This window comes from Streptomyces sp. NPDC048560 (genome assembly GCF_040650955.1).
Classification (GTDB): Bacteria; Actinomycetota; Actinomycetes; order Streptomycetales; family Streptomycetaceae; genus Streptomyces.
In genome coordinates this window covers 784,230-807,902 of the sequence record NZ_JBEZIJ010000001.1, presented here as the reverse complement: position 1 = coordinate 807,902, position 23,673 = coordinate 784,230, and the positions used below count along the sequence as shown (strand labels likewise).

Genomic DNA, 23,673 nt, shown 5'->3' with positions numbered 1-23,673 from the left:
TGACGAACTACGCTCGGTCCTCATGAGCGACCAGCACAGCTTCGAGACTCTCGCGATCCATGCGGGAAACACCGCCGATCCCCTCACCGGCGCGGTGGTTCCGCCCATTTACCAGGTGTCCACGTACAAGCAGGACGGCGTGGGCGGGCTGCGCGGCGGCTACGAGTACAGCCGCAGCGCCAACCCGACCCGCACTGCCCTGGAGGAGAACCTGGCGGCCCTGGAAGGCGGCCGTCGCGGGCTCGCCTTCGCGTCGGGCCTCGCCGCCGAGGACTGCCTCCTGCGCACCCTTCTCACGCCGGGCGACCACGTGGTCATCCCGAACGACGCCTACGGCGGTACGTTCCGGCTGTTCGCGAAGGTCGTCTCGCGCTGGGGCGTGCAGTTCTCCGTCGCCGACACCTCGGACATCGGGGCGGTCAGGGCGGCGCTCACCCCGCGGACCAAGGCGATCTGGGTGGAGACACCCTCCAACCCGCTCCTCGGCATCACGGACATCGCGGCCGTCGCCGGCGTCGCCCGCCAGGCGGGTGCGCGGCTGGTCGTCGACAACACCTTCGCCAGCCCCTACCTCCAGCAGCCGCTGTCCCTCGGCGCGGACGTCGTGGTGCACTCCACCACCAAGTACATGGGCGGCCACTCCGACGTCGTCGGCGGTGCGCTGATCACCGGCGACCCCACGCTGGCCGACGAGCTGGCGTACCACCAGAACGCGATGGGCGCGGTCGCCGGACCGTTCGACGCGTGGCTCGTGCTGCGCGGCATCAAGACCCTCGCGGTCCGCATGGACCGGCACGACGAGAACGCCACCAAGGTCGCCGACCTGCTGACCCGTCACCCCAAGGTGGACAGCGTCCTGTACCCGGGTCTGCCCGAGCACCCCGGGCACGAGATCGCGGCCAAGCAGATGAAGGCGTTCGGCGGGATGGTGTCCTTCCGTGTCGCGGGCGGCGAGGAGGCGGCCGTCGAGGTCTGCAACCGTGCCAGGCTGTTCACGCTCGGTGAGTCGCTGGGCGGCGTCGAGTCGCTCATCGAGCACCCGGGCCGGATGACGCACGCGTCCGCCGCCGGTTCCCCGCTGGAGGTCCCGGCCGACCTGGTCCGCCTCTCCGTCGGCATCGAGAACGCGGACGACCTGCTCGCCGACCTGACGCAGGCGCTCGGATAGTCCGTTCCGTGTCCGTCCGGTGGTGAGCGCGCAGCCGTCGCCGCCGGACGGGCCGTTCCTCTCAGACGGAGACCTTCTCGTCCTCCAGCGAGGCGCGGACCTGCTCGCGCAACTCAGGGCTGTCGGTGTGCTCGTGCACCGAGACGGCGTGCTCGGTGGCGGCCCGTACGACCTCCTCCTCCTCGCCGGAGATGGTGAGGGTGCAGTTCGAGACGCTCGGGTACTTGCGGCAGTCGGCGATCTTCCTGGTCATGACGGCCTCCTCGGCTCGTACTGAACTGCCGGCCCTCCCAGGATAAATCCGGACCTGTCGGCGCACAGTGCCCGCTGCGCCGGTCTCCGGCGTCACCAGCCGTCCAGCGGCGGAGTCGTCCCGGCCGGCGGGCTCTCCCACGGTCCGGTCACGCCCGCCCACACCACGAACGCCACCACCGCCGCGCACATCAGGCACACCACCACCCGGCGCGCGGCACGACGGCGGCGCAGCAGCCGGGCTCCGCGTTCCGCCGCGCGAGACGCAAGGTCGGCGGGCACCTGAGGGCGCGGGGCCTCCAGCATCCGGCGGACCTCGTCGACCTTCCGGTCGGATCGCTCACGTCCGCTCATCGCGCTCCCCGCGCCGCTGTCCCACGGGGCGACCGGGGCGCTCCGGCGGCGCGTACATCGAAACGACGGCCCTGGTGCAGATCGCCCGCACGCGGTCCACCGGCAGTCCCAGCAGCGCCGCCGTCTGCTCCTCCGCGACCCCCTCGTACAGGCGCAGGACGAGGACCAGGCGTTCCTGCGGTGTCAGGCGTTCCAGAAGTCCTCCGCGCGGCCGGTGATGACGCCAGGCGTCACGCGCGAACCGGGTGACGAGCTCCTGGCGGCTGCGGTCGTACGGATCCTCGCCGCGCAGCCGGTCCCACCGGGCGTAGGTGTGCGCCAGCGCCGTGGTCAGCAGCCGCAGGGCCCGGGGGTTCGTCCCCGGCGGGGCGGCCGGCTCGGCCGTGAAAAGGGTGGCGGTGTGCAGCAGACGGCCTGCCGCGCCCGCGACGAAGTCCTCGAACTCCTGGGCGCGGCGGCGTTGTCCGTGGGCCCGCCGCTCTCGCATACCCCATCGGAGACCCGGACGGACCCCGGCGTCAAGAGGCGTGCGCGACGGGCCGGCGCTCAGTCCTCCGGCGAGGGCTGGTGCGCGGCCTGGCGCGCTGCCAGTGCGGCGTTGAAGCGGGTGAGCAGCGTGCAGAACGTGTCGCGTTCCTCGGTGCTCCAGTCGTCGGTCACCTGCGACATGAGCTCGCGCCGCGAGGAACGCACCTCGTCGAGACGGGCCTGTCCGCGCGGGGAGAGCTGGAGCACGACCGCGCGGCCGTCCTCCGGGTGGGAGGTGCGCTTGACCAGGCCGGTGTCGACGAGCGGAGCGACCTGGCGGGTCACGGTGGAGGAGTCGATGCCCATGCCGGCGGCCAGCGCCTTGACACCCATCGGTCCCTCCTTGTCGAGCCGGTTCAGGAGCAGATAGGCGGCCCGGTCCATGGAGTTGCGGACCTGGCCGACACCCCCGAGGCGGGTCTGTTCGGCACGGCGGGCGAAGACGGCCACCTGGTGCTGCAGAGCGTCGAGAAGGTGGTCGGTACCCGGGTTGCCGGGGGCGGTGCCCCCGGAGGGAGACGCAGCAGTCGTCATGTCCTGAGGGGGCATGGCCGGGCTCTCTTCGTGCGGTGTCGGATAAGTGGGGGACAGAGTACGCGGCCTCGGGGCAACGCGTACCAGCGCTGCGCAAACCCGTGGACACCGCCGCAGTCCGCCATGAGACGAGTCGGCCGCGACCTGCCCGAGCTGCAAGACTTGCTGTCATGAACTACCGGACCTCGCACCCCTTTCCTCCCGTGATCCTCGACGACGTCCGCGGGGCGTGGAAGATGCTCTCCGGGGTGGCCAGGGTGACCGCGATGGAGGGCAGCCGGTATCTGACCGAGCTCGTCGGCGCACCGGTGCACCTCAAGTGCGAGAACCTCCAGCGCACCGGATCGTTCAAGCTGCGCGGCGCGTACGTGCGGATCTCGGGGCTCACCCCGGAGGAGCGGGCGGCCGGAGTGGTCGCCGCGAGTGCCGGGAACCACGCGCAGGGTGTCGCGCTCGCCTCCTCCCTCCTCGGCGTGCGGTCCACGGTCTTCATGCCCGTCGGCGCGCCCCTGCCGAAGGTCTCCGCGACCCGTCAGTACGGCGCGGAGGTCAGGATGCACGGCCATGTCGTCGACGAGACGCTCGCCGCCGCGGAGGAGTACGCGGAGCGGACCGGGGCCGTCTTCATCCACCCGTTCGACCACCCGGACATCATCGCCGGGCAGGGAACCGTGGGTCTGGAGATCCTCGAACAGTGCCCGGAGGTCCGCACCATCGTCGTCGGCATCGGCGGAGGCGGCCTCGCGGCGGGGATCGCGGTCGCCGTGAAGGCGCTGCGCCCGGACGTCAGGATAGTCGGCGTGCAGGCGGCCGGCGCGGCCGGCTATCCGCCCTCGCTGGCCGCCGGACACCCCGTGGCGGTCCCGTCGCCCCAGACGATGGCCGACGGGATCAAGGTGGGACGCCCCGGCGACATCCCGTTCCGTCTCGTCAAGGATCTGGTCGACGAGGTCCGTACGGTCTCCGAGGACGAGCTGTCCAGCGCGCTCCTGCTCTGCCTGGAGCGCGCCAAGATGGTCGTCGAACCCGCGGGCGCCAGCCCCGTGGCCGCCCTGCTGAGCGCCCCGGAGTCGTTCGCCGGACCCGTCGTCGCGGTGCTGTCCGGCGGGAACGTCGACCCCCTCCTGATGCAGCGCATTCTCACCCACGGCATGGCGGCGGCGGGCCGCTACCTGAGCCTGCGGCTGCGCCTCACCGACCGCCCCGGGGCGCTGGCCACCCTCCTCGCCGCGCTCTCCGTGGCCGACGCCAACGTCCTGGACGTGAGCCACGTGCGGACCGATCCGCGCCTCGGCCTCACCGAGGCGGAGGTCGAACTCCACCTGGAGACGAAGGGCCCCGCGCACTGCGAGGAGGTCGCGGCGACGCTGCGCGACGCGGGCTACCTGGTCATGTGAATCCTGGGTTTCACCGCGCGCGGCATGTGGGACGTCCCTAGGATCTGCACAGGAAGTCACCCAAAAGCAACTGGGGGAATCCCACATGCCAGGCGCCATATATGCCGAAGGCCTGGTGAAGACCTTCGGCGATGTACGAGCACTGGACGGCGTGGACCTGGATGTGCCGGAAGGCACGGTCCTCGGTCTCCTCGGGCCCAACGGCGCCGGGAAGACCACCGCGGTACGTGTGCTGACCACGCTCATCCAGCCGGACAGCGGCACAGCCGTCGTCGCGGGCATCGACGTACTGAAGCATCCCAACGAGGTCCGCCGCTCGATCGGCCTCTCCGGCCAGTTCGCCGCGGTCGACGAGTACCTGACCGGCCGAGAGAACCTCCAGATGGTCGGGCAGCTCTACCAGATGAGTTCCCGTGACGCGAAGACCCGGGCCGGGCAGCTCCTGGAGCGGTTCAACCTCGTCGACGCGGCCGACCGCACGGCCAAGACGTACTCCGGCGGTATGCGCCGCCGCCTCGACCTCGCCGCCGCCCTCGTCGTCTCGCCACCCGTCATGTTCATGGACGAGCCGACGACCGGACTCGACCCGCGCAACCGGCAGCAGCTCTGGGAGGTCATCCAGGAACTCGTCGCGGGCGGCACGACACTCCTGCTGACCACGCAGTACCTGGAGGAGGCCGACCACCTCGCCGACGACATCTGTGTGATCGACCACGGCAAGGTCATCGCGCGCGGTACGTCCGACGAACTGAAGGCCCGCACCGGCGGCGAGCGCGTCGAGGTCGTCGTACACCAGCCGGACGAGATCGAGCCCGCCCGGGAGGTGCTCACCGTCCTCGGCGAGGGGGAGGTCTCCGTCGCCGCGCACACCCGCAAGCTGACGGTGCCGGTGAGCGGCGGCGCCAAACTGCTCGCCGAGGTCATCCGCGACCTCGACGCACGCGGCGTGGAGATCGACGACATCGGCCTGCGCCGCCCCACCCTCGACGACGTCTTCATGTCCCTCACCGGCCATGCCGCGGAGCTGGAGACGAACGGGGAGACCGGTAAGGAGGCCGTCGTATGACCGCCGTGACGGACGCGGCCCGGACCCGGGCCCCCAAGGCGCGCGGCGGTGTCGCGCAGTCGGTCACCGACTCGCTCGTCGTCGCCAGACGCAATCTGATCCGGATGACGCGGATCCCCGAGATGGTCATCTTCGGGCTGATCCAGCCGATCATGTTCGTGGTGCTGTTCAGCTACGTCTTCGGCGGCTCCATGAGCGTCGGGGGCTCCACCGACGCGGCGGTCTACCGGGAGTTCCTGATGGCGGGCATCTTCGCCCAGACGGTCACCTTCGCCACGGCCGGCGCCGGAGCGGGCATCGCCGACGACATGCACAAGGGACTCATCGACCGGTTCCGGTCCCTGCCGATGGCCCGGGGCGCCGTGCTCACCGGCCGCACGCTCGCCGACCTCGTACAGACCGCCCTGACCGTCGTCGTCCTCGCCATCGTGGCGCTGCTCGTCGGGTGGCGCATCCACGAGGGCCTCGCCAAGGCGCTGGCCGCGTTCGGGCTGCTGCTCCTCCTCGGGTACGCCTTCTCCTGGATCGGCGCCCTGATCGGACTCTCCGTACGCACGCCCGAGGCCGCCACCTCCGGCGGGCTGATCTGGCTCTTCCCCGTGACGTTCATCTCGAACGCCTTCGTGGACTCCAGCCAGATGGCGTCCTGGCTCCAGCCGATCGCCGACTGGAACCCCTTCAGCGCGACCGTGCAGGCGTGTCGCGAGCTCTTCGGCAACCCCGGCGTGTCGCAGTCGGACGCCTGGCCGATGCAGTACCCCGTCTGGGCGTCGCTGATCTGGTCCGTCGTGATCATCCTGGTCTTCCGGACCCTCGCGGTCCGCAAGTACCGCTCGGCGACCGTCTGACCCCGGACACACCGATGGGCCCCGGCCGTGCTCGCACGACCGGGGCCCATCACTGTCCGTACAGGGGCGGCTCAGCCCTTGTAGGGCTTCGCCGCGAGGATCTTCACCTTGGCGATCTTGCCGTTCGGCAGCTCGTACTCGGCGTCGTCACCCATCCGCTTGCCGTTGACGCCCGTGCCGAGCGGCGACTGCGGGGAGTATGTCTCAAGGTCCGAGCTCGCGTACTCGCGGGAGGCGAGCAGGAACTCCAGGGTGTCGTCCGGGTCACCGTCGAAGGCGATCGTCACGATCATGCCGGGCTCGACGACGCCGTCGTCGGCAGGTGCCTCGCCGACCTTGGCGTGCTCCAGGAGCTGCGTCAGCTGGCGCACCCGGAGCTCCATCTTGCCCTGCTCCTCCTTGGCCGCGTGGTACCCGCCGTTCTCCCGGAGGTCACCTTCCTCACGGGCCGCCGCGATCTTGACGGCGATCTCCGTGCGCGCGGGACCAGACAGGTAGTCCAGCTCGGCCTTGAGCTGGTTGTACGCCTCCGGCGTGAGCCAGGTGACGTTGTCGCTGGTCTGGGTCACAGGGTGCTCCTCGTCGGTACTGGGAATACAAAGCATCGCCCTACCCAGAAGCATGTGCGTTCACGGGTGGGCGAAACCACGAGCCTAACAATTCCGCAGGAAAAGGGGGAGAAGGTAAAAGACATACGCGTCGGACCCGCAGGTCAGCGCGACGCCCCGCCGTCCGCGGTGCAGCCCGTCAGCTCGACCGCGGTGGCCCTGGACGTCGTACGCAGCGACAGGACCTCGTCGATGCGCTCCGCAGGCCCGTCGAACCGGAAATCCTTGCGAGCGACCTCGTTGCCGTCCTCGCTCAGCGCGCGCAGCGTGCAGTACCCGCCGGCGTCCCGGTCCTTGCGGACTTCGAGATGGACCTCGGCCCGGTCCTCCGAGACGACCTTGGACTTGATGACCTCGGCGCTGATGCCCTGGCCGCCGACGTAGTCCACACCGATCCACACGATCACGCCGAGCAGAGCGGCGCCCAGCACCGAGCCGGTGATCTTGAGCTTGCGGTCGGAGCGCTGATCCTCGGACCGGCCGTAGCGCCCGTCCGGCACCGCCTCGCGTACCGCAGTCATGATCGTTCCTCCTGTGCCGGGGATCGAGGAATTTTACGCCCCCCGGTTCGGTCACTATAGAAGCCGCCCACCCGCCACCGACCGCCACCCCAAGAACGACGTCCCTGCGGGACGGCACCCTGATGGCGACCAATCACTGAGGATCGAGTCTTGACTGAGCAGCTGCGCCTGATGGCCGTCCACGCCCACCCCGACGACGAGTCGAGCAAGGGCGCGGCCACCATGGCCAAGTATGTGTCCGAGGGGGTGGACGTGCTGGTCGTGACCTGCACCGGGGGCGAACGCGGCTCCATCCTCAATCCGAAGCTCCAGGGGGACGCGCACATCGAGGAGAACATCCACGAGGTGCGCAAGAAGGAGATGGACGAGGCCCGCGAGATCCTGGGCGTCGAGCAGGAGTGGCTCGGCTTCGTCGACTCGGGTCTGCCCGAGGGGGACCCGCTGCCGCCGCTGCCCGAGGGCTGCTTCGCGCTGGAGGACGACGAGACGGCGGCGGGGCGTCTCGTCGCGAAGATCCGTGCGTTCCGGCCGCAGGTCATCACCACGTACGACGAGAACGGCGGGTACCCGCACCCCGACCACATCAAGACCCACACGATCACCATGATCGCGTTCGACGGGGCCTCGGACACCGAGAAGTTCCCGGAGTCGAGGTTCGGACCGGCGTGGACGCCGCAGAAGCTCTACTACAACCAGGGCTTCAACCGGCCGCGTACGGTCGCCCTCCACGAGGCGCTGCTGGCCCGCGGGCTGGAGTCCCCGTACGGCGAGTGGCTGGAGCGCTGGAAGGAGTTCGTGCGCGAGGAGCGGACGCTGACCACGTTCGTCCCGTGCGACGAGTTCTTCGAGATCCGTGACAAGGCGCTCATCGCGCACGCGACACAGATCGACCCGGACGGCGGCTGGTTCCGCGTTCCGATGGACGTCCAGCGCGAGGTCTGGCCGACCGAGGAGTACGAGCTGGCGAAGTCTCTGGTCGATACCTCCCTCCCCGAGAGCGACCTCTTCGCGGGCATCCGCGACAATGCCTGATATGTACGCGACCCAGGCACTGACCCACCTCGTCCCTCTCGCCAAGGAGGTCGACGACAACAAGGTGACTCCCGGCGTCCTCGGCTTCATCGTCTTCGCGGCACTCGCCGTGGGCGTGTGGCTCCTGATGAAGTCCATGAACCGCCACATGGGCAAGGTCAACTTCGAGGAGGCGCCGGAGCCGGAACCGGCGGTCCAGGGATCCACCGGCACCGGGACGGGCACGGACACCGGCAGGTGAGGCGCACCGCCTGACCCCGTGGCGGGTCGGGCGGGGCCCTTGCGGAGTGTCTCCTCCGGGCGGGCGCGGCACCCGGGTCCCGTACGCGGACCCGGCTCCCGTGCCCGCCCCGGCGTGGACCCTCCCGCACGGCTGTCCGCGGCCAGGACCCTCCCGCACGGCTGTCCGCGCCCGTCCGGCGCTCGGGGCAGGACCTCAGGCGCCGCCCGGGCCCAGCGGCACGCCCATGACCTCCCGTGCGTGCCGGGCCGGCGTCAGGCCCAGGCGCCACGCCTGCCAGCCGTCTTCCAGGTCCACCCCCCGGTCCAGGATGACCGCGAGCGACTCCGCGCAGTCCTCCACCTTCGGGTCCCGGCTCGGGTGCCCCGAGGCCAGCAGCTCCGCCAGTTCCTGCCGCGCCACCGCCGTACCCACCTCACTGCCACCCGGCGACGCGTACGGCAGCAGCGTGCACCGCAGGAAGCGGGCCCAGTCGCCGCCGCGCTCGTCCCCGTACGAGGTGAACAGCGCGACCGCCTCGTCGCACAGGGCCAGCGCCTGTCCCGTCCGGTTGTTCCCCGCGTCGATCAACGCCAGCTCCAGACACGTCCAGCCCTCGCCGTGGGCGACGCCGATGCGCCGGAAGTCGGCCCGCGCGTCCACCAGGAGCTGCCGGGCGAAGCCCGAGTTGCGGAGGTTTCCCGTCCGCGCCGCCCGCTGGTCACGGGTGACCCGTCCCGAGTGGTGCCGGGCGCACGCGAGCCCGTACACGTCGCGCATCCGGGAGAACATCGTGCGGGCCCGCTCCAGCTCACGCACCGCCTCGTCGGTGTCGCCGGTCTCCTCCAGGGCCTGGCCCAGGTAGTACCGCGTCCACGCCTCGCCCCGCGCGTCCTCGTTGTCCCGGTGCCGGGACAGCGCCAGGCGCAGCTGCTCCGCGGCGCGTGAGGGGTCGCCGTCGAGGAGCCTGGCGCGCGCCAGCTGGGTCAGGGCCCAGGCGGTGCCGCGTTCGTCCCGGGTGCGCGCGTACAGGTCGAGCGCGGTCCGCAGCTCGTCCTCCGCGCGCGGCACCTCGCCCATACGCAGACAGACCTGGCCGAGCTGGAAGTGCGACCACGCCTCGCCGTGCAGGGACTCGCCCTCCCGGTGCAGTCCCAGCGCCGTGTCGAGCAGGGTGAGGGCCTCCGCCAGGTTGGCGCGGTCGCGTTCGACGGCCGCCAGGGCGTGCAGCGACCAGGCGCGGTCCTCGGCCTGCTCGTCGGAGGCCTGGAGGGCCAGCGCCTCGCGCAGCCGCGCCGACGCCTCCGTGAGATTGCCCTGGTGGTGCAGGGTGATGCCGAGCGAGCACAGGGCCAGCGCCGCGCCCGAGTCGTTCCGCGCCTCGCGGTAGAGGCCGACGACGGAGGACAGCGTGGTGCGCGCCTTGTCGAGCTCCCCGAGCTGCCGGGCCGCGATCCCCGTGCGCCACTGCACCGACCGCTCCAGGAGTCCCTTGTCGACGGCCTGCGTCAGCTCGCTTATCTCGCCGAGCCGGTAGAGGTCGCCCCGCAGCAGGCAGTAGTCGCAGAGTGCCCCGAGGAGATGCAGCACGGCGCCCTGGTCGACGTCCTCCGCGTGCCGCAGCGCCGAGGTGATGAAGCTCGACTCGTCGTCCAGCCAGCGCAGGGCGGCGTCCAGGGAGCTGAACCCATGGGAGCCGAACTGTCCGGCACGGGTGGACATCTTGCCGTCGACCATGCGGATCACCGCGTCCGCGAGCTCCGCGTAGCTCTTGATCAGCCGCTCCTGGGCGGCGGTGCGCTCGGCCGGCTCCTCCTCGTCGAGCAGACGGGCCAGGGCGAAGTCCCGTACGAGGTCGTGCAGCCGGTAGCGCGAGCCGCGCACGTGGGAGAGGAGACCGGACTCGGCCAGCGCCGTCAGCAGCCTCCCCGCCTCCGGTTCGTCGGTGGCCAGCAGCGCGGCGGCCGCCGCCGTGCCCAGGCTCGCCCGGCCCGCCAGGGCGAGCCTGCGCAGCAGCCGTCTGGCCTGCTCCGACTGGTCGGTGTAGCGCAGCCACAGGGCCCGCTCGGCCGGTGCGACGGGGCCGTACGCGCCGAGGCCGGCGGCCAGGTCGCCGCGGGTCCGGGTGCGGAGCGCGGAGCCCGCTATGCGCAGGGCCAGCGGCAGCCCGCCGCACAGCTCGACGACGGTCTCCGTGGACGGGTGGTCGTACGGCCCGCCCTCCTGCCCTGCGGCCACCTCGCGCAGCAGCTCCTCGGCGCCCGCCGCGTCCAGACCGCCGACGGGCAGCTGGTGCACCCACGCGGGTACGGAGCCGGGCAGGTCGAGGGGGACGCGGGCGGTGACGAGCACCAGGCTGTCGGACCGTTCGGGCAGGAGGGTGCGGACCTGGGCGGCGTCGGTGGCGTCGTCGAGGACGATCGCGACGGGGGTGCCGGTGAGGTGCTGGTGGTAGAGCTCGCTCAGCCGCCGTACCTGCTGTTCGGCGGAGGCCCTCTCACGGAAGAGCAGCTGTTCACGGGGAGCGCCCAGCCGGTTGAGCAGGTGCAGCAGGGCGTCCCGCGTCGGCAGGGGTGTCTCCCCGGCCACGTCACCGCGCAGATCCACCACGCACGCACCCCGGAACTGGTCCTTGAGCGCGTGCGCCGCCCGCACGGCCAGCGTGGTGCGGCCCGTACCGGACGCGCCGTGGAGGACGACGACCGTCGGCCTGGTCTCCGTGGCGGCGCGGGCGGTGCGGACCCACTGGGCGATCTGCGCAAGCTCCGTACGGCGGCCGGCGAACGGACCCGTGCCGTCGGGAAGTTGGGCGAAGGACTGCTGGAGGAGCGACCGGGTGCGCGCCGCCGCGCTGCGGTCCGAGCCGCGCAGCCGCGGTGCGACGGAGGCGGCGGCCTTCTTCGCGGGGCGGGCGGCTGCGGTGAGCATCCGCTGCTGGTCGAGGAAGGGGCGGATGCCGCGTACCTCCAGCGCGGTCAGCCACTGGAGCCGCAGCTGTTCGGGACCGCCCGGCTGGTTCAGGGCGCCCGCCCTGCGGTGCGCGGCGGGCCAGTGGGACGCGGTCACCCTGGCGACGGTCGTCGCGGCGCCCGCCACCCCGACGACCGCGCCCGCGCCGACGGCCAGACCGGTGGCCGTGCCGAGCGCGAGGTCCGCGCAGACGGCCGCGAAGGCGGCAACTCCCGTGACCAGCAGGGGAGTTCCGAGCGTCGCTCTGCTGAACCGCTGCGAGAGCGGTTGTTGCGCGTCGGCCGCGTCGAGCGCCCGCACGTACGCGGTGTACTCCTCGTCCGCACCGGCCGCCATGGTGTCGAGGGCTCCCCGCGCACGCGCCATCAGCGCGCCGGAGTCGCTCCCCCCGCCGGTCCTGCGTACCTCTTCCTCCACAGCGCGTACCAACAGCCTTTCGGCTTCGGCCCGATGGCTGTCCCGCATACGTCCCCCTCGGTCACCCCGGTCACCCCGGACGCGCCCGCACCGCCCGGCATCGGCACCCAGTGTCCTGCGCCCGGCGCGCCCGCGCGAGGGCCGGTGCGCCGTGATCGGTGTGCGCAGCCGGTTTCCCCGTATCTCCGTTCCCGTGCGGGCGCACCGAGGGGCGCCGTCCGGCGCTCTGACGTGGCGTGTGGGCGGGGCTCGGCCGGGTGCGCGAGGATTGGGTCATGCCGAACCGACTCGCGCACGCCACGTCTCCGTACCTCCTTCAGCACGCGGACAACCCCGTCGACTGGTGGCAGTGGGAGCCCGCCGCCTTCGAGGAAGCCCGCCGGCGCAATGTGCCGGTGTTCCTGAGCGTCGGATACAGCTCGTGCCACTGGTGCCATGTCCTCGCCCACGAGAGCTTCGAGGACGAGACCACCGCGGCCTACATGAACGAGCACTTCGTCTCGGTGAAGGTGGACCGCGAGGAACGCCCCGACGTGGACGCCGTCTACATGGAGGCCGTGCAGGCGGCGACCGGGCAGGGCGGCTGGCCCATGTCCGTCTTCATGACACCGGACGGTGAGCCCTTCTACTTCGGCACGTACTTCCCGCCCGCGCCCCGGCACGGCCTGCCCTCCTTCCAGCAGGTCCTCGAAGGCGTCCACACCGCGTGGACGAGCCGGCGCGAGGAGGTCGGGGACGTCGCGGAGAAGATCACCCGTGATCTGGCCGCGCGCGAACTGGTCTCCGGCGCGGGTGACGGGGTCCCCGGCGAGGCGGAGCTCGCGCAGGCACTGCTCGGCGTCAGCCGGGAGTACGACACGGAGAGCGGGTGGCTCGGTGGCGGCGACACGAAGTTCCCGCCGAGCATGCTGATCGAGTTCCTGCTGCGCCACCATGCGCGGACGGAGTCCGACGGGGCGTTGGAGATGGCCGAGGGCATCTGCGACGCCATGGCACGCTCCAGCCTCTTCGACCAGCTGGGCGGCGGTTTCCACCGGTACGTGCTCCGCCAGCGGGCCGGCGGCGCCCTCGTACCGCACTTCGAGAAGATGCTGTACGACAACGCGCTGCTCTGCCGGGTGTACGCCCACGTGTGGCGGGCCACCGGCTCGGACGAGGCACGCCGGATCGCCCTGGAGACCGCCGATTTCATGGTGCGGGAGCTGCGCACGGTGGAGGGCGGCTACGCCTCGGCGCTGGACGCCGACAGCGAGGCCGAGGACGGCAGCCACGTCGAGGGCGCCTACTACGTGTGGACGGCCGGGCAGCTGAGCGATGCCCTGGGGGAGGAGGACGCCGCGTTCGCCGCGGAGTACTTCGAGGTCACCGATGAGGGCACCTTCGAGGAGGGCTCCTCCGTCCTCCAGCTGCCGCGCACGGCCGGGGAGGCGGACCCCGCGCGGGTCGCCGGTGTGCGGGCCCGGCTGCTGGCGGCGCGCGGGAAGCGGGTGCGGCCCGGCCGGGACGACAAGGTCGTCGCCGCGTGGAACGGCCTGGTGATCGCAGCGCTCGCCGAGACGGGGGCGTACTTCGAGCGGCCCGATCTGATCGAGCGGGCCACCGAGGCGGCCGATCTGCTCGTCCGCGTCCACATGGGTGACGTGGCCCGGCTGTCGCGGACGTCCAGGGACGGGCGCGTGGGCGGGCACGCCGGGGTGCTGGAGGACTACGGCGACGTTGCCGAGGGCTTCCTCGCCCTGGCCTCGGTCACCGGCGAGGGCGTGTGGCTGGAGTTCGCGGGCTTCCTGCTCGACATCGTGCTGGAGCGGTTCACCGGTGAGGGCGGGCAGCTGTTCGACACGGCCGACGACGCCGAGCGGCTGATCCGCAGGCCGCAGGACCCCACGGACAGTGCCACCCCGGCCGGCTGGACGGCGGCGGCGGGCGCGCTGCTCTCCTACGCGGCCCACACCGGGTCGCAGGCGCACCGCGCCGCGGCCGAAGGCGCGCTGGGCGTCGTGAAGGCGCTGGGGCCGCGTGCGCCCCGCTTCATCGGCTGGGGGCTCGCGGTCGCCGAGGCACTGCTTGACGGGCCGCGCGAGATCGCGGTGGCCGGGCCGGTGGGCGGCGAACTGCACCGCGCCGCGCTGCTGGGCCGGGCGCCCGGCGCGGTGGTCGCGGCGGGCGAGGGAGCGGCGGCCGGTGCGGAGTTCCCGCTGCTCGTGGACCGTCCGCAGGTGGACGGCGAGCCGACCGCGTACGTCTGCCGGCACTTCGTCTGTGACGCGCCGACCACGGACGCGGGGGAACTGGCGGGCAAGCTCGGCGGCTGAACCCCGGTCACCGTACGGGCCCGGGGGACGGGCCCGTACGGGAGACCATCCCTACTGGTAGGCCACCAGGGAGATGCCGACGTAGTGCGCGGCGAACGCGGCGAGGGTCAGCGAGTGGAAGACCTCGTGGAAGCCGAACCAGCGCGGTGACGGGTTGGGGCGCTTGAGCCCGTAGATGACGCCGCCCGCGCTGTAGAGCACCCCGCCGACGACGACGAGCACGAGGACGGCGATGCCGCCCGTGCGCATGAAGTCGGGCAGGAAGAAGACCGCGGCCCAGCCCATCGCGATGTAGCACGGGGTGTAGAGCCAGCGCGGGGCGCCGACCCAGAACACCCGGAACGCGATTCCCGCGACCGCTGCCACCCAAACCGCCCAGAGAAGGGGCCGCCCGGTGGAATCCGGGAGGAGGAGCAGGGTCAGCGGGGTATAGGTGCCCGCGATGATCAGAAAGATGTTGGCGTGGTCGAGGCGGCGGAGCACGGCTTCGCCGCGCGGTCCCCAGGTGCCCCGGTGGTAGACGGCGCTGACACCGAACAGCAGGCAGGCGCTCAGGACGAAGACGGCGCAGGCCGCCTGGGCTCGGGCGCCGTCGGCCAGTGCGATCAGGACGATTCCGGCGATCAGGACCGCCGGAAACATCCCGGTGTGCAGCCAGCCGCGCAGTCGTGGCTTCACTGTCAAGGAGTCCGGCTCGGCGATCAGGGGCGAGGCGGCGGCGTCGGCAGTCATAACGGCATGTTACCTACGCTTCCGTAGGTAACAGTCAGGAGTGGCGATGCTCACGTGTGAGGCCCCCTGGACATATGGGCGGAAGAGTCGGATGATCAAATGAGTGCGGTCGGCACCGGATGAGCGCCATGGGAATTCGAAGGGGTCAGCATCCGGGTCGCAGCCCCCACGGGGCCTTCCAGCAGACACCCTCGACAAGGAGCGATCGTGGCGCGCGACATCGCGGCTCCCCTCACTGTTCCCACCAACCACCAGGAGCTCATCTCCTGGGTCGACGAGATCGCAGCCATCACAGAGCCGGACCAGGTGGTCTGGTGCGACGGTTCCGAGGCGGAGTACGAGCGCCTGTGCGACGAGCTCGTCGCCAAGGGAACCTTCACCAAGCTGAACGAGGCCAAGCGCCCGAACTCGTACTACGCCGCGTCCGACCCGAGCGATGTCGCCCGCGTCGAGGACCGCACGTACATCTGCTCCGTGAAGGAGGAGGACGCGGGCCCGACCAACCACTGGAAGGCCCCCGCCGAGATGCGGGACGTCTTCACCGGTGAGAACGGTGTCTTCCGCGGCTCCATGCGCGGCCGCACCATGTACGTCGTCCCGTTCTGCATGGGCCCCGTCGGCTCTCCGCTCTCCGCGATCGGCGTCGAGATCACCGACTCCGCCTACGTCGCCGTCTCCATGCGCACCATGACCCGCATGGGCCAGGCCGTCCTGAACGAGCTCGGCGACGACGGCTTCTTCGTCAAGGCCGTCCACACCCTCGGTGCGCCGCTCGCCGAGGGCGAGGCCGACGTCCCGTGGCCGTGCAACACCACCAAGTACATCTCGCACTTCCCCGAGGACCGGGAGATCTGGTCCTACGGCTCCGGCTACGGCGGCAACGCCCTGCTCGGCAAGAAGTGCTACGCGCTGCGCATCGCCTCCGTCATGGCACGCGACGAGGGCTGGCTCGCCGAGCACATGCTGATCCTGAAGCTGACGCCGCCGCAGGGTGAGCCGAAGTACGTCACGGCGGCCTTCCCCTCGGCCTGCGGCAAGACGAACCTCGCGATGCTGGAGCCGACGATCGACGGCTGGACCGTCGAGACCATCGGTGACGACATCGCCTGGATGCGCTTCGGCGAGGACGGCCAGCTGTACGCGATCAACCCGGAGGCCGGCTTCTTCGGTGTGGCGCCGGGCACCGGTGAGCACACCAACGCCAACGCCATGAAGACGATGTACGGCAACTCCGTCTTCACGAACGTCGCGCTCACGGACGACGGCGACGTGTGGTGGGAGGGCATGACCGAGGAGCCGCCCGCGCACCTCACGGACTGGAAGGGCAACGACTGGACCCCCGAGTCCGGCGTTCCCGCGGCCCACCCCAACTCCCGCTTCACCGTGCCGGCCGGGCAGTGCCCGATCATCGCGCCCGAGTGGGAGGACCCGAAGGGCGTGCCGATCTCGGCGATCCTCTTCGGTGGCCGCCGCGCCTCGGCCGTGCCGCTGGTCACCGAGTCCTTCAACTGGCAGCACGGTGTCTTCCTCGGGGCGAACGTCGCCTCCGAGAAGACCGCCGCCGCCGAGGGCAAGGTCGGCGAGCTGCGCCGCGACCCGTTCGCCATGCTGCCGTTCTGCGGCTACAACATGGGCGACTACATGGCCCACTGGGTCAAGGTCGGCGCGGACAAGGCCGACCAGTCGAAGCTTCCGAAGATCTACTACGTGAACTGGTTCCGCAAGAACGAGGCGGGCAAGTTCGTGTGGCCCGGCTTCGGCGAGAACAGCCGTGTGCTGAAGTGGATCGTCGAGCGCCTCAACGGCCAGGCGGAGGGCGTCGAGACGCCGATCGGCATCCTGCCGGCCAAGGGCGCCCTCGACACCAAGGGCCTCGACCTCGCGGAGTCGGACCTCGACTTCCTGCTGAACGTCGACAAGGAGGTCTGGCGCGAGGAGGCGGCGCTGATCCCCGAGCACCTCAACACCTTCGGTGACCACGCCCCCAAGGAGCTGTGGGACGAGTACCGCGCGCTGGTCCAGCGCCTCGGCTGATGCCCCACCGGGGCGGCGCCTCCCGGCGCCGCTCCGTGCACGACCCCGCGGCCGGGCCGACCGGACATCCGCCCTGACCTGTGGGGCCGAGAAGGCCCGCCGCGGACCGGCCCCCGGAAGCCCTGACGCTTCCGGGGGCCGCCCCTTGCCCGGGGTTCTTTTGCCTGGAATGCCCGTACATCGCCAGTGACTTGCGCACGAGACCTTCACGACTATTGCATGTCCCTCACAAGGGGCCCCGCCGTTTCCGCGGGGCCCGACAGAGCCTGTGGGGGACTCAGTTGAAGATGTCTCGGCACTACTTGCGCACGGCCTCGGCACTGGCCGCGCTGACACTCGCGACCGTGGGGCTGACAGCGGTGACCGCACCCGCCGCCCAGGCGGCCGAGGACCAGGTGGCCAAGCTCCCGATCTCCTCGTACTCGGCGCTCGTCGTCGACTCCGTGCACGAGCGGGTCTATGTGACCGACGACCGCCGCACCCGCACCGCGGGCGTGGTCCACGTGTACAACTTCGAGGGCCAGAAGGTCGGTTCGCTGGCCACCGACTACGCACCGTCCGGGATGGCGCTCAGTACGGACGGTGCGACGCTCTACGTGTCCCAGTACTCGGGCATCCTCGCCTTCGACACCGTGACGCAGACGCGCACCGGCCTGGCATGGGCCAACTACTACGTGGACTGCCCGCGCGATGTGGCCTTCGCCGGCGGCAAGCAGTGGTACACGGAGGTCCCGGCGCTGAGCGACTGCGACACCCGTCAGAGCTGGCTGTACGGGGCCGAGGGCAACCAGGTGTTCCAGACCGGCTGGAACGACATGGGGCGGCTGCGGCTGGCGAGCGGCCCCCAGGCGCCCGACCGCCTCGTCATGGGGCAGTCGCGCACCGCGGGAGTGACCAACGACCCGTTCATCACCACCTTCGACGCGAGCGGCGCCACCCTCGTGCGAGGCCCGGAGCGCCGGTTCGCTGACAGCGAGGGCAAGGGTGCGCTGGACCTGAAGGACATCGCGCAGTCCGCCGACGGGCAGCGCATCGCGGTCGCCGACGCCGCCGCCGGCACCCGCCTCCTGGACGCGGCCGACCTGTCGGACGCGCCGGTCCCCTACCAGCCGCTGCCCACGGGCGCCACGGCGAGCGCGGTCTCGTTCAGCGGTGACGGGAAGTACATCGCGCGCGGTGCCTCCGCCGCCGGGAGCACACCCGACCTGCTGATCCAGGCCGCGGACCCGGAGGACCGTACGGCGCCCCTGGAGTTCGCCTTCGACGGCGCGCTGGACGGGAACCGGATCGCCCCGCGCGGCCTGGGCTGGTCGCAGGACGGTGCCCGGCTCTTCGCCGTCACGACCAACACCTACGGCACCGAGTACTGGCTCCATGTCATCCAGCCGCCCGCCGCCCAGTTCGACTCCCGGTTCACCGGTTCGCTGACCACCGCCCCGAGTCAGGCCGTGGTGGGTGAACCCCTGGGGATACGTGGACGGTTGGAGGTCGACGGACCCGTGCCCACCGAACCGCTGAAGATCTCGGCGGTCCGGCACGACGCCAACGGCGACCGCAAGCTGGCCGCCGTCGACGTCGACGCGGACGGTTCGTTCACCGTGCTCGACGTGCCGTCGCTGGTCGGTGAGGCGACGTACACGGTGTCCTTCACCGGTGACGTCACGCGCCGCCCGGCCCAGGACGTCACGGTCACGGTGCCGGTCGCCAAGGCGCCGACGGCGATCGCGCTGACGGCTCCGGCGGAGGGCAGCAAGAGCGCGGGTCTGGAGATCACGGGCAGGCTGACGGCCCAGGGCCGGGCGCTCCCGGCGGGCGTCACGCTGAGCGTCACCCGCACGGACCGTCAGGGGACGGGCACGCTGACCTCGGCCGCGGTCGCCTCGGACGGCACGTTCCGGGTCAACGACCTGCCGAGGACGACGGGCGAGGTGACGTACACGCTCGCCTACCCGGGGGACGACCTCCACGCGGGCTCGACGGCGTCGGCGACGATCCGCGTCCGCCGGTAGGGCACGCGCCGGTAAGCGGGACGAGGCGGTGGACCGGGTGCTCCCGGTTCACCGCCTCGGCCGGCACATTCAATGGGTGGCACCCGGTCCGCGCGCCTCGAAGGCCCGTGGACCGGGGCCGTCAGAGGGCGCCGACGAGGCGCGAGGGGGTGGCGGTCACGTCGGCCGCCGCGGCGTGCGCGTCCATGCGCTCGGCCGCCAGGATCGCCGCGGCCGTGTCCGCGCGGGACGCGGCCACCACCAGCGCACGGCCCGCGAGCGCGTGCGCGCGCCGGTGCAGCGCGGCCGGAGCCGCTTCGCTCAGGCCCGCGTGCCGCGCCGGTGGCGCCCCGCGCAGCCGGGCCACCTGCTCGGCGATGCGGTCACCGGCGGGGCCGAGGCCCAGCTCGTCGGTCACGGCGAGCAACGCGGCCAGGTGCCCGGCGAGCTGGATGTCCAGCTCCTCCTCCCGCGTACGGTGCGGGAAGTCGGCGTCGTCGGCCGTCGTGTGGACCGATTTGGTGCGGATCGGCTCGTACATGGGATGGCCTCCTGGTGTTGCAGTGCAACCATCCTAGCTTGGATTCAGTCTAAAGTTGTGCCGGATCCGGTAAAGCGTTGCCTGGAACCGCTCTACGGCTGGCTGTAACCGTCCAGGAAGTTCCCGATCCGGGTCACGGCGGCGACGAGGTCCTTCGTCGGCGGCAGTGTCACGATGCGGAAGTGATCGGGCTCGGGCCAGTTGAACCCCGTGCCGTGCACCACCATGATCTTCTCGGCCCGCAGCAGGTCGAGCACCATCTGCCGGTCGTCCTTGATCTTGTAGACCTTCGGATCCAGCCGGGGGAAGAGGTACAGGGCCCCCTTCGGCTTCACGCACGTCACACCGGGGATCTGTGTGAGCAGGTCGTACGCCACGTCCCGCTGCTCCAGGATCCGCCCGCCGGGCAGCACCAGGTCGTTGATCGACTGGCGTCCGCCGAGCGCGGTGGCCACGGCGTGCTGCGAGGGCATGTTGGCGCACAGCCGCATGTTCGCCAGGATCGTCAGCCCCTCGATGTACGAGGAGGCGTGGGCCTTCGGGCCGCACACCGCCATCCATCCGGAGCGGTAACCGGCGACGCGGTAGTTCTTGGACAGACCGTTGAAGGTCAGCACCATCAGATCGGGGGCGATCGCGGCGGTCGGGGTGTGCGTCGCGCCGTCGTACAGGATGCGGTCGTAGATCTCGTCGGAGCAGATGACCAGCTGGTGGCGCCGGGCGATCTCCGTCAGCCCCCGCAGCATCTCGTCGTCGTACACCGCACCGGTCGGGTTGTTCGGGTTGATGATCACCAGGGCCTTGGTGCGGTCGGTGATCTTCCGCTCGATGTCGGCGAGGTCGGGCATCCAGTCGGCCTGCTCGTCGCACCGGTAGTGCACGGCCGTACCGCCGGCCAGGGAGACCGAGGCGGTCCACAGCGGATAGTCCGGAGCGGGTACGAGCACCTCGTCGCCGTCGTCGAGCAGTGCCTGCATCGACATCTGGATCAGCTCGGAGACGCCGTTGCCGAGGTAGATGTCCTCGACGTCGAGTTCGACCGCCTTGGTCTGGTAGTGCTGCACCACCGCACGCCGCGCGGACAGCAGGCCCTTCGCGTCGCCGTAGCCGTGCGCCCCGGAGAGGTTGCGCAGTATGTCTTCGAGGATCTCGGGCGGGCACTCGAATCCGAACGCGGCGGGGTTGCCGGTGTTGAGCTTGAGGATGCGGTGACCTGCTGCTTCCAGCCGCATCGCCTCCTCGAGCACCGGCCCCCGGATTTCGTAACAGACGCCGGAGAGCTTCGTGGACTGGATGACCTGCATGTCTGCGAGCTTACGACCGTGTTTCGCCGGGTGCGCGAAGATTCCCCCTCCGTTCCTCCCATCGGGGCACTCCCCGGACGGCGCCCGGCTTCCATCGGCAGACGGCCCGCCGCCCCGGACCCTCGGAAGGGCCGGTCGGGGCGGCGTCACGGCTTGGAATGCGCGCGTGCCGGGTCCGGCCGGCGGGGGCGGGTGAGATGCGCCACGCGGGGGTCCGGCCATGGGCTGCTACTCCGGGAGGCGGGTCCCCTCCGGGAGCCGGACCCCGAAGTCGTCGGCCAGTACGCGCAGCACCTCGGCGGAGTCGGCCAGCCGCCGTTCCGTGACCGTGCCGTCGGCCGCCGTCTCGACGAGGTCGAGCCCCGCCAGCGACAGATGGCCCAGCGGCGTGGTCCGCTGGGCGTGCACGGCCCGGCTGAACGGGGAGCGCGGGTTGGTGGCGATGTGCCAGTTGATGACCTCGTAGTCCGGTGCCTCGAACGGCTCGCGCGTGAACTCGTACTGCGGCTCCCACACCCCGCTCTTCATCGTCTGGAGCTCCCACAGCTCCAGCGGCCCGACGTGCGGGGCGTGCACGAGCCGGTGGTGGCGCGGGGTGTCGTGCAGCTCGGCGTCCGCCACCAGCGCGATCGGCTCCAGCAGCGCGCCGCTGGATCCGAAACCGACATCGGCGAGGTACGGGGTGGGTTCGTCCTCCACCTCCACCTCCATCAGCATGTGCGTACGTGGCCGGATGTCACCGGGCGCGGCCCCCAGCACCACGCGGGCGGTGAGCAGCGTCACCCGGAAGTCCAGCTGGGTCAGGGCGGCGGCCAGGAGGGTGTTGTGCTCGTAGCAGTAGCCGCCGCGGCTGCCGCGGACGAGCTTCGTCTCCAGGTCCTCCAGGGCGAGCGAGGGCGCGGAACCGAGGACGGGGTCGAGATTCTCGAACGGGATCCCGAGCATGTGGGCCCGGTGCACGGACCGCAGCACCTCCAGGGTGGGCCGGCGCTCCCCGGTCCAGCCGATGCGGGCGAAATAGGCGTCGAGGTCGAGTGTCATACCCCGACCGTACGCAGCCGGACCCCCGCAACGCCTCCGGCCCCGGCCCCGTCCGGCTCGTTCCGTGGACCTGGGACCGCCCTCGGCGGCGTCCCCGCGGTATCGGGGAGCCGGGTCCCCGGGGTGTCAGCGGCGCAGGAGTTCGATCACTCCGGTGGCGCTCTCGTCGCCGTGCCCGTCCCTCAGGCGGCGCGCCATCAGATCCATGAACGGCAGGAGCAGTTCGCCGCTGACGCCCTGTTCCTCGGCCGTGCGCACCAGTGTGGTGTTGCCCGAGACCATCATGGCGAGGTTCGAGGCGACGTCCGCGGTGTAGTCGCCGCTGGTCAGCTGCTCGGCCGTCGAGTGCGCGGCCGGGGCCATCGCGACGAGCCACTCGACGAGCACGGGGGCGAACTCCAACAGGTCGATGTCCTCGTCGCGGACCAGCGCGAAGGCATGCGACAGGCCCGCGAACATGCCCGTCATCGCGCTCAGCAGGGCCACGTCCTGGAGTGCGGCGAAGCCCGCGTCCTCGCCGACGTACCGGGCTCCGGTGGGCACGGCCAGCGTGCCGTGACGGGCGTCGAAGGCGGCGCGGGAACCGCTGTAGAAGACGTAGCCGCCGGACTCCGGTACGCCGATCATCGGCGGGACCGCCATGATTCCGCCGTCGAGGAACCGGGCGCCGCGCTCCTGGGCCCAGGCGGCGCGGGCACGGGCCTGGGCGGGGGTGCCGGTGGTGAGGTTGACCAGGTCCTTGCCCGTCAGGTCGGCGCCGGCCAGCGCGTCCTCGACCGAGGCGTCGTCGAGCAGGCAGAGCACGACGAGATCACTGGCGGCCACGGCCCGGGCGGCGGTCGGGGCGATGCGGGCCCCCTCGGCGGCCAGGGCCTCGGCGCGGGCGGCGGTGCGGTTCCAGACGGTGAGGGGGTGTCCGGCGGCGAGCCAGGTGCGGGCGAGCGCGGTGCCCATCGCGCCGAGGCCGAGAAGGGTGAGCGGGGTCCTGTGCGGGGTGCTGTCAGTCATGAAGACTAGGCTTCCCGCAGGCCCTGGACCGATCAAGTACCCACTTGGAAGTGGGTGGTTACCCCGGGGTGAGTGACCAGGTGGGAAGGGGTCGGGCATGAGGGCTGCACGACGGCCGGGGGCGTACGTCTGTGGGATCGATGCCGCGATGGACGTGGTCGGCGGCAAGTGGAAGGGGCTGATCCTATGGGCGCTCGACGAGCGGACGTACCGCTTCGGCGAGCTGCGCAGACAGGTGCCCGGGGTGACGGAGAAGGTGCTGACGTCGCACCTGCGGGAGATGGAGGAGGACGGCATCGTGCACCGTGAGGTGCACGCCGAGGTGCCGCCCCGCGTCGAGTACTCGCTGACCCCGCTGGGCGTCTCGCTGAACAAGGCGCTGGAGCCGCTGGGCGCGTGGGGGCGGGAGCACATCCTTCCGGAGCCGCCCGCGGCTTGATATGGCCCCTCGGGGGCCGGTCGCGGAGCCGGGACGGCGGCGCGCGCCGCCCAAGTCGCGGCGCGCCCGGCGGCCTTGGCGCGCCCCGCGACCACGGCCTCCGCGGCCGGAGCTGTCCGGGGGTATGTGCCGGTATCGGAGTCCGCTTTCGCTGCGCCTGGACCGGGAGCGGTTCGAGCCGCTGTGGACGCTGCCCCTGCAGATCTTCGTCTACCGGCAGCTGATGTACCTCGTCGTGGTCCAGTCCGTGGTGACGGCCCTGCTCGGCAACCGGCTGGGATGGCAGCGGATGCAGCGCACCGGGACGGCCGCCGAGACCCTGGAACGCCGGCCCGTCAGCCGCTGACCCGGGCGGGGCC

General features: G+C 71.4%; 23 protein-coding genes. 11 read left to right on the top strand and 12 right to left on the bottom strand.

Annotated elements, in window-relative coordinates; translation table 11 throughout:
• The first annotated feature begins 22 nt into the window (after nucleotides 1–22).
• Complete coding sequence (locus AB0C82_RS03535; protein WP_362835864.1) at nucleotides 23–1,168, top strand: cystathionine gamma-synthase; 1,146 nt, start codon at nucleotides 23–25, stop codon at nucleotides 1,166–1,168.
• Between the two features lie 61 nt (nucleotides 1,169–1,229).
• On the opposite strand, the gene AB0C82_RS03530 is transcribed toward AB0C82_RS03535, so the two are convergent.
• From AB0C82_RS03530 to AB0C82_RS03515, 4 genes are all read right to left on the bottom strand, one after another.
• Nucleotides 1,230–1,421, bottom strand: coding sequence for a DUF1059 domain-containing protein (locus AB0C82_RS03530; RefSeq protein ID WP_362835862.1), 192 nt, complete (start codon nucleotides 1,419–1,421; stop codon nucleotides 1,230–1,232).
• Between the two features lie 92 nt (nucleotides 1,422–1,513).
• Nucleotides 1,514–1,774, bottom strand: coding sequence for a hypothetical protein (locus AB0C82_RS03525; protein WP_362835860.1), 261 nt, complete (start codon nucleotides 1,772–1,774; stop codon nucleotides 1,514–1,516).
• Nucleotides 1,761–2,261 (bottom strand): sigma factor-like helix-turn-helix DNA-binding protein, encoded by a 501-nt coding sequence (locus AB0C82_RS03520; protein ID WP_362835858.1) that lies wholly within the window; start codon nucleotides 2,259–2,261, stop codon nucleotides 1,761–1,763. Before AB0C82_RS03520 ends, AB0C82_RS03525 begins: the two co-directional genes overlap by 14 nt.
• Nucleotides 2,262–2,320: 59 nt before the next feature.
• Entirely contained in the window at nucleotides 2,321–2,851 is a 531-nt protein-coding gene (locus AB0C82_RS03515) for a MarR family transcriptional regulator (RefSeq protein ID WP_362835856.1), read from the bottom strand.
• Between the two features lie 155 nt (nucleotides 2,852–3,006).
• On the opposite strand from AB0C82_RS03515, the gene ilvA reads away from it, so the two are divergent.
• The 3 genes from ilvA to AB0C82_RS03500 all read left to right on the top strand — a co-directional run bounded on the left by ilvA (nucleotide 3,007) and on the right by AB0C82_RS03500 (nucleotide 6,147).
• Nucleotides 3,007–4,233 carry a threonine ammonia-lyase gene (gene ilvA, locus AB0C82_RS03510; RefSeq protein ID WP_362835854.1) on the top strand — a complete coding sequence of 409 codons (1,227 nt, stop codon included), beginning with the start codon at nucleotides 3,007–3,009 and terminating at the stop codon, nucleotides 4,231–4,233.
• A gap of 85 nt (nucleotides 4,234–4,318) precedes the next feature.
• The gene (locus tag AB0C82_RS03505; RefSeq protein ID WP_362835852.1) at nucleotides 4,319–5,299 is read left to right on the top strand and encodes an ATP-binding cassette domain-containing protein; all 981 of its coding nucleotides are present in this window, start codon (nucleotides 4,319–4,321) and stop codon (nucleotides 5,297–5,299) included.
• Nucleotides 5,296–6,147, top strand: coding sequence for an ABC transporter permease (locus tag AB0C82_RS03500; RefSeq protein WP_362835850.1), 852 nt, complete (start codon nucleotides 5,296–5,298; stop codon nucleotides 6,145–6,147). Before AB0C82_RS03505 ends, AB0C82_RS03500 begins: the two co-directional genes overlap by 4 nt.
• A gap of 71 nt (nucleotides 6,148–6,218) precedes the next feature.
• Here AB0C82_RS03500 and greA read toward each other — a convergent pair whose 3' ends face one another.
• Together greA and AB0C82_RS03490 are read right to left on the bottom strand one after the other, a co-directional pair.
• Entirely contained in the window at nucleotides 6,219–6,716 is a 498-nt protein-coding gene (greA, locus tag AB0C82_RS03495; protein WP_362835848.1) for a transcription elongation factor GreA, read from the bottom strand.
• A 143-nt stretch (nucleotides 6,717–6,859) separates the two neighbouring features.
• On the bottom strand, nucleotides 6,860–7,276 hold the full coding sequence (locus AB0C82_RS03490; RefSeq protein ID WP_362835846.1) for a DUF4307 domain-containing protein: 417 nt from the start codon (nucleotides 7,274–7,276) through the stop codon (nucleotides 6,860–6,862).
• A gap of 150 nt (nucleotides 7,277–7,426) precedes the next feature.
• Here AB0C82_RS03490 and mca point away from each other — a divergent pair, with 150 nt between their 5' ends.
• Nucleotides 7,427–8,308, top strand: a complete 882-nt coding sequence (gene mca / locus AB0C82_RS03485) for a mycothiol conjugate amidase Mca (protein WP_362835844.1) — start codon at nucleotides 7,427–7,429, stop codon at nucleotides 8,306–8,308.
• Nucleotide 8,309: 1 nt separating this feature from the next.
• Nucleotides 8,310–8,549 carry a hypothetical protein gene (locus AB0C82_RS03480; protein WP_362835842.1) on the top strand — a complete coding sequence of 80 codons (240 nt, stop codon included), beginning with the start codon at nucleotides 8,310–8,312 and terminating at the stop codon, nucleotides 8,547–8,549.
• A gap of 195 nt (nucleotides 8,550–8,744) precedes the next feature.
• Here AB0C82_RS03480 and AB0C82_RS03475 read toward each other — a convergent pair whose 3' ends face one another.
• Nucleotides 8,745–11,963, bottom strand: a complete 3,219-nt coding sequence (locus AB0C82_RS03475; RefSeq protein WP_362835840.1) for a tetratricopeptide repeat protein — start codon at nucleotides 11,961–11,963, stop codon at nucleotides 8,745–8,747.
• A gap of 227 nt (nucleotides 11,964–12,190) precedes the next feature.
• Here AB0C82_RS03475 and AB0C82_RS03470 point away from each other — a divergent pair, with 227 nt between their 5' ends.
• On the top strand, nucleotides 12,191–14,227 hold the full coding sequence (locus tag AB0C82_RS03470) for a thioredoxin domain-containing protein (RefSeq protein WP_362835838.1): 2,037 nt from the start codon (nucleotides 12,191–12,193) through the stop codon (nucleotides 14,225–14,227).
• Nucleotides 14,228–14,278: 51 nt separating this feature from the next.
• Here the strand turns inward: AB0C82_RS03470 and AB0C82_RS03465 are convergent, their stop codons facing one another.
• Nucleotides 14,279–14,959, bottom strand: coding sequence for a hemolysin III family protein (locus AB0C82_RS03465; RefSeq protein WP_362835836.1), 681 nt, complete (start codon nucleotides 14,957–14,959; stop codon nucleotides 14,279–14,281).
• 207 nt (nucleotides 14,960–15,166) lie between these two features.
• On the opposite strand from AB0C82_RS03465, the gene AB0C82_RS03460 reads away from it, so the two are divergent.
• Nucleotides 15,167–16,993 (top strand): phosphoenolpyruvate carboxykinase (GTP), encoded by a 1,827-nt coding sequence (locus AB0C82_RS03460; protein WP_362835834.1) that lies wholly within the window; start codon nucleotides 15,167–15,169, stop codon nucleotides 16,991–16,993.
• Nucleotides 16,994–17,280: 287 nt separating this feature from the next.
• Entirely contained in the window at nucleotides 17,281–19,002 is a 1,722-nt protein-coding gene (locus tag AB0C82_RS03455) for an Ig-like domain repeat protein (RefSeq protein WP_362835832.1), read from the top strand.
• 121 nt (nucleotides 19,003–19,123) lie between these two features.
• On the opposite strand, the gene AB0C82_RS03450 is transcribed toward AB0C82_RS03455, so the two are convergent.
• The 4 genes from AB0C82_RS03450 to AB0C82_RS03435 all read right to left on the bottom strand — a co-directional run bounded on the left by AB0C82_RS03450 (nucleotide 19,124) and on the right by AB0C82_RS03435 (nucleotide 22,875).
• Nucleotides 19,124–19,522 carry a hypothetical protein gene (locus AB0C82_RS03450; protein WP_362835830.1) on the bottom strand — a complete coding sequence of 133 codons (399 nt, stop codon included), beginning with the start codon at nucleotides 19,520–19,522 and terminating at the stop codon, nucleotides 19,124–19,126.
• A gap of 92 nt (nucleotides 19,523–19,614) precedes the next feature.
• Nucleotides 19,615–20,826: a pyridoxal phosphate-dependent aminotransferase gene (locus AB0C82_RS03445; RefSeq protein WP_362835828.1), complete on the bottom strand. Its 1,212-nt coding sequence runs from the start codon at nucleotides 20,824–20,826 to the stop codon at nucleotides 19,615–19,617.
• A 228-nt stretch (nucleotides 20,827–21,054) separates the two neighbouring features.
• Complete coding sequence (locus AB0C82_RS03440) at nucleotides 21,055–21,867, bottom strand: arylamine N-acetyltransferase (protein ID WP_362835826.1); 813 nt, start codon at nucleotides 21,865–21,867, stop codon at nucleotides 21,055–21,057.
• A 126-nt stretch (nucleotides 21,868–21,993) separates the two neighbouring features.
• Nucleotides 21,994–22,875 (bottom strand): NAD(P)-binding domain-containing protein, encoded by an 882-nt coding sequence (locus AB0C82_RS03435; protein ID WP_362835824.1) that lies wholly within the window; start codon nucleotides 22,873–22,875, stop codon nucleotides 21,994–21,996.
• A gap of 97 nt (nucleotides 22,876–22,972) precedes the next feature.
• On the opposite strand from AB0C82_RS03435, the gene AB0C82_RS03430 reads away from it, so the two are divergent.
• Nucleotides 22,973–23,314 carry a helix-turn-helix domain-containing protein gene (locus AB0C82_RS03430; protein WP_362835823.1) on the top strand — a complete coding sequence of 114 codons (342 nt, stop codon included), beginning with the start codon at nucleotides 22,973–22,975 and terminating at the stop codon, nucleotides 23,312–23,314.
• Nucleotides 23,315–23,438: 124 nt separating this feature from the next.
• Nucleotides 23,439–23,660: a hypothetical protein gene (locus AB0C82_RS03425; RefSeq protein WP_362835821.1), complete on the top strand. Its 222-nt coding sequence runs from the start codon at nucleotides 23,439–23,441 to the stop codon at nucleotides 23,658–23,660.
• Nucleotides 23,661–23,673: the final 13 nt, after the last annotated feature.

Excerpts from the sequence above, each read along its gene's own strand:
- AB0C82_RS03535 (WP_362835864.1), top strand. The coding sequence starts at position 23 with ATGAGCGACCAGCACAGCTTCGAGACTCTCGCGATCCATGCGGGAAAC.
- AB0C82_RS03530 (WP_362835862.1), bottom strand. The coding sequence starts at position 1,421 with ATGACCAGGAAGATCGCCGACTGCCGCAAGTACCCGAGCGTCTCGAAC.
- AB0C82_RS03525 (WP_362835860.1), bottom strand. The coding sequence starts at position 1,774 with ATGAGCGGACGTGAGCGATCCGACCGGAAGGTCGACGAGGTCCGCCGG.
- AB0C82_RS03520 (WP_362835858.1), bottom strand. The coding sequence starts at position 2,261 with ATGCGAGAGCGGCGGGCCCACGGACAACGCCGCCGCGCCCAGGAGTTC.
- AB0C82_RS03515 (WP_362835856.1), bottom strand. The coding sequence starts at position 2,851 with ATGCCCCCTCAGGACATGACGACTGCTGCGTCTCCCTCCGGGGGCACC.
- ilvA (WP_362835854.1), top strand. The coding sequence starts at position 3,007 with ATGAACTACCGGACCTCGCACCCCTTTCCTCCCGTGATCCTCGACGAC.
- AB0C82_RS03505 (WP_362835852.1), top strand. The coding sequence starts at position 4,319 with ATGCCAGGCGCCATATATGCCGAAGGCCTGGTGAAGACCTTCGGCGAT.
- AB0C82_RS03500 (WP_362835850.1), top strand. The coding sequence starts at position 5,296 with ATGACCGCCGTGACGGACGCGGCCCGGACCCGGGCCCCCAAGGCGCGC.
- AB0C82_RS03490 (WP_362835846.1), bottom strand. The coding sequence starts at position 7,276 with ATGACTGCGGTACGCGAGGCGGTGCCGGACGGGCGCTACGGCCGGTCC.
- AB0C82_RS03480 (WP_362835842.1), top strand. The coding sequence starts at position 8,310 with ATGTACGCGACCCAGGCACTGACCCACCTCGTCCCTCTCGCCAAGGAG.
- AB0C82_RS03475 (WP_362835840.1), bottom strand. The coding sequence starts at position 11,963 with ATGCGGGACAGCCATCGGGCCGAAGCCGAAAGGCTGTTGGTACGCGCT.
- AB0C82_RS03470 (WP_362835838.1), top strand. The coding sequence starts at position 12,191 with ATGCCGAACCGACTCGCGCACGCCACGTCTCCGTACCTCCTTCAGCAC.
- AB0C82_RS03465 (WP_362835836.1), bottom strand. The coding sequence starts at position 14,959 with ATGACTGCCGACGCCGCCGCCTCGCCCCTGATCGCCGAGCCGGACTCC.
- AB0C82_RS03455 (WP_362835832.1), top strand. The coding sequence starts at position 17,281 with ATGTCTCGGCACTACTTGCGCACGGCCTCGGCACTGGCCGCGCTGACA.
- AB0C82_RS03450 (WP_362835830.1), bottom strand. The coding sequence starts at position 19,522 with ATGTACGAGCCGATCCGCACCAAATCGGTCCACACGACGGCCGACGAC.
- AB0C82_RS03445 (WP_362835828.1), bottom strand. The coding sequence starts at position 20,826 with ATGCAGGTCATCCAGTCCACGAAGCTCTCCGGCGTCTGTTACGAAATC.
- AB0C82_RS03440 (WP_362835826.1), bottom strand. The coding sequence starts at position 21,867 with ATGACACTCGACCTCGACGCCTATTTCGCCCGCATCGGCTGGACCGGG.
- AB0C82_RS03435 (WP_362835824.1), bottom strand. The coding sequence starts at position 22,875 with ATGACTGACAGCACCCCGCACAGGACCCCGCTCACCCTTCTCGGCCTC.
- AB0C82_RS03430 (WP_362835823.1), top strand. The coding sequence starts at position 22,973 with ATGAGGGCTGCACGACGGCCGGGGGCGTACGTCTGTGGGATCGATGCC.
- AB0C82_RS03425 (WP_362835821.1), top strand. The coding sequence starts at position 23,439 with ATGTGCCGGTATCGGAGTCCGCTTTCGCTGCGCCTGGACCGGGAGCGG.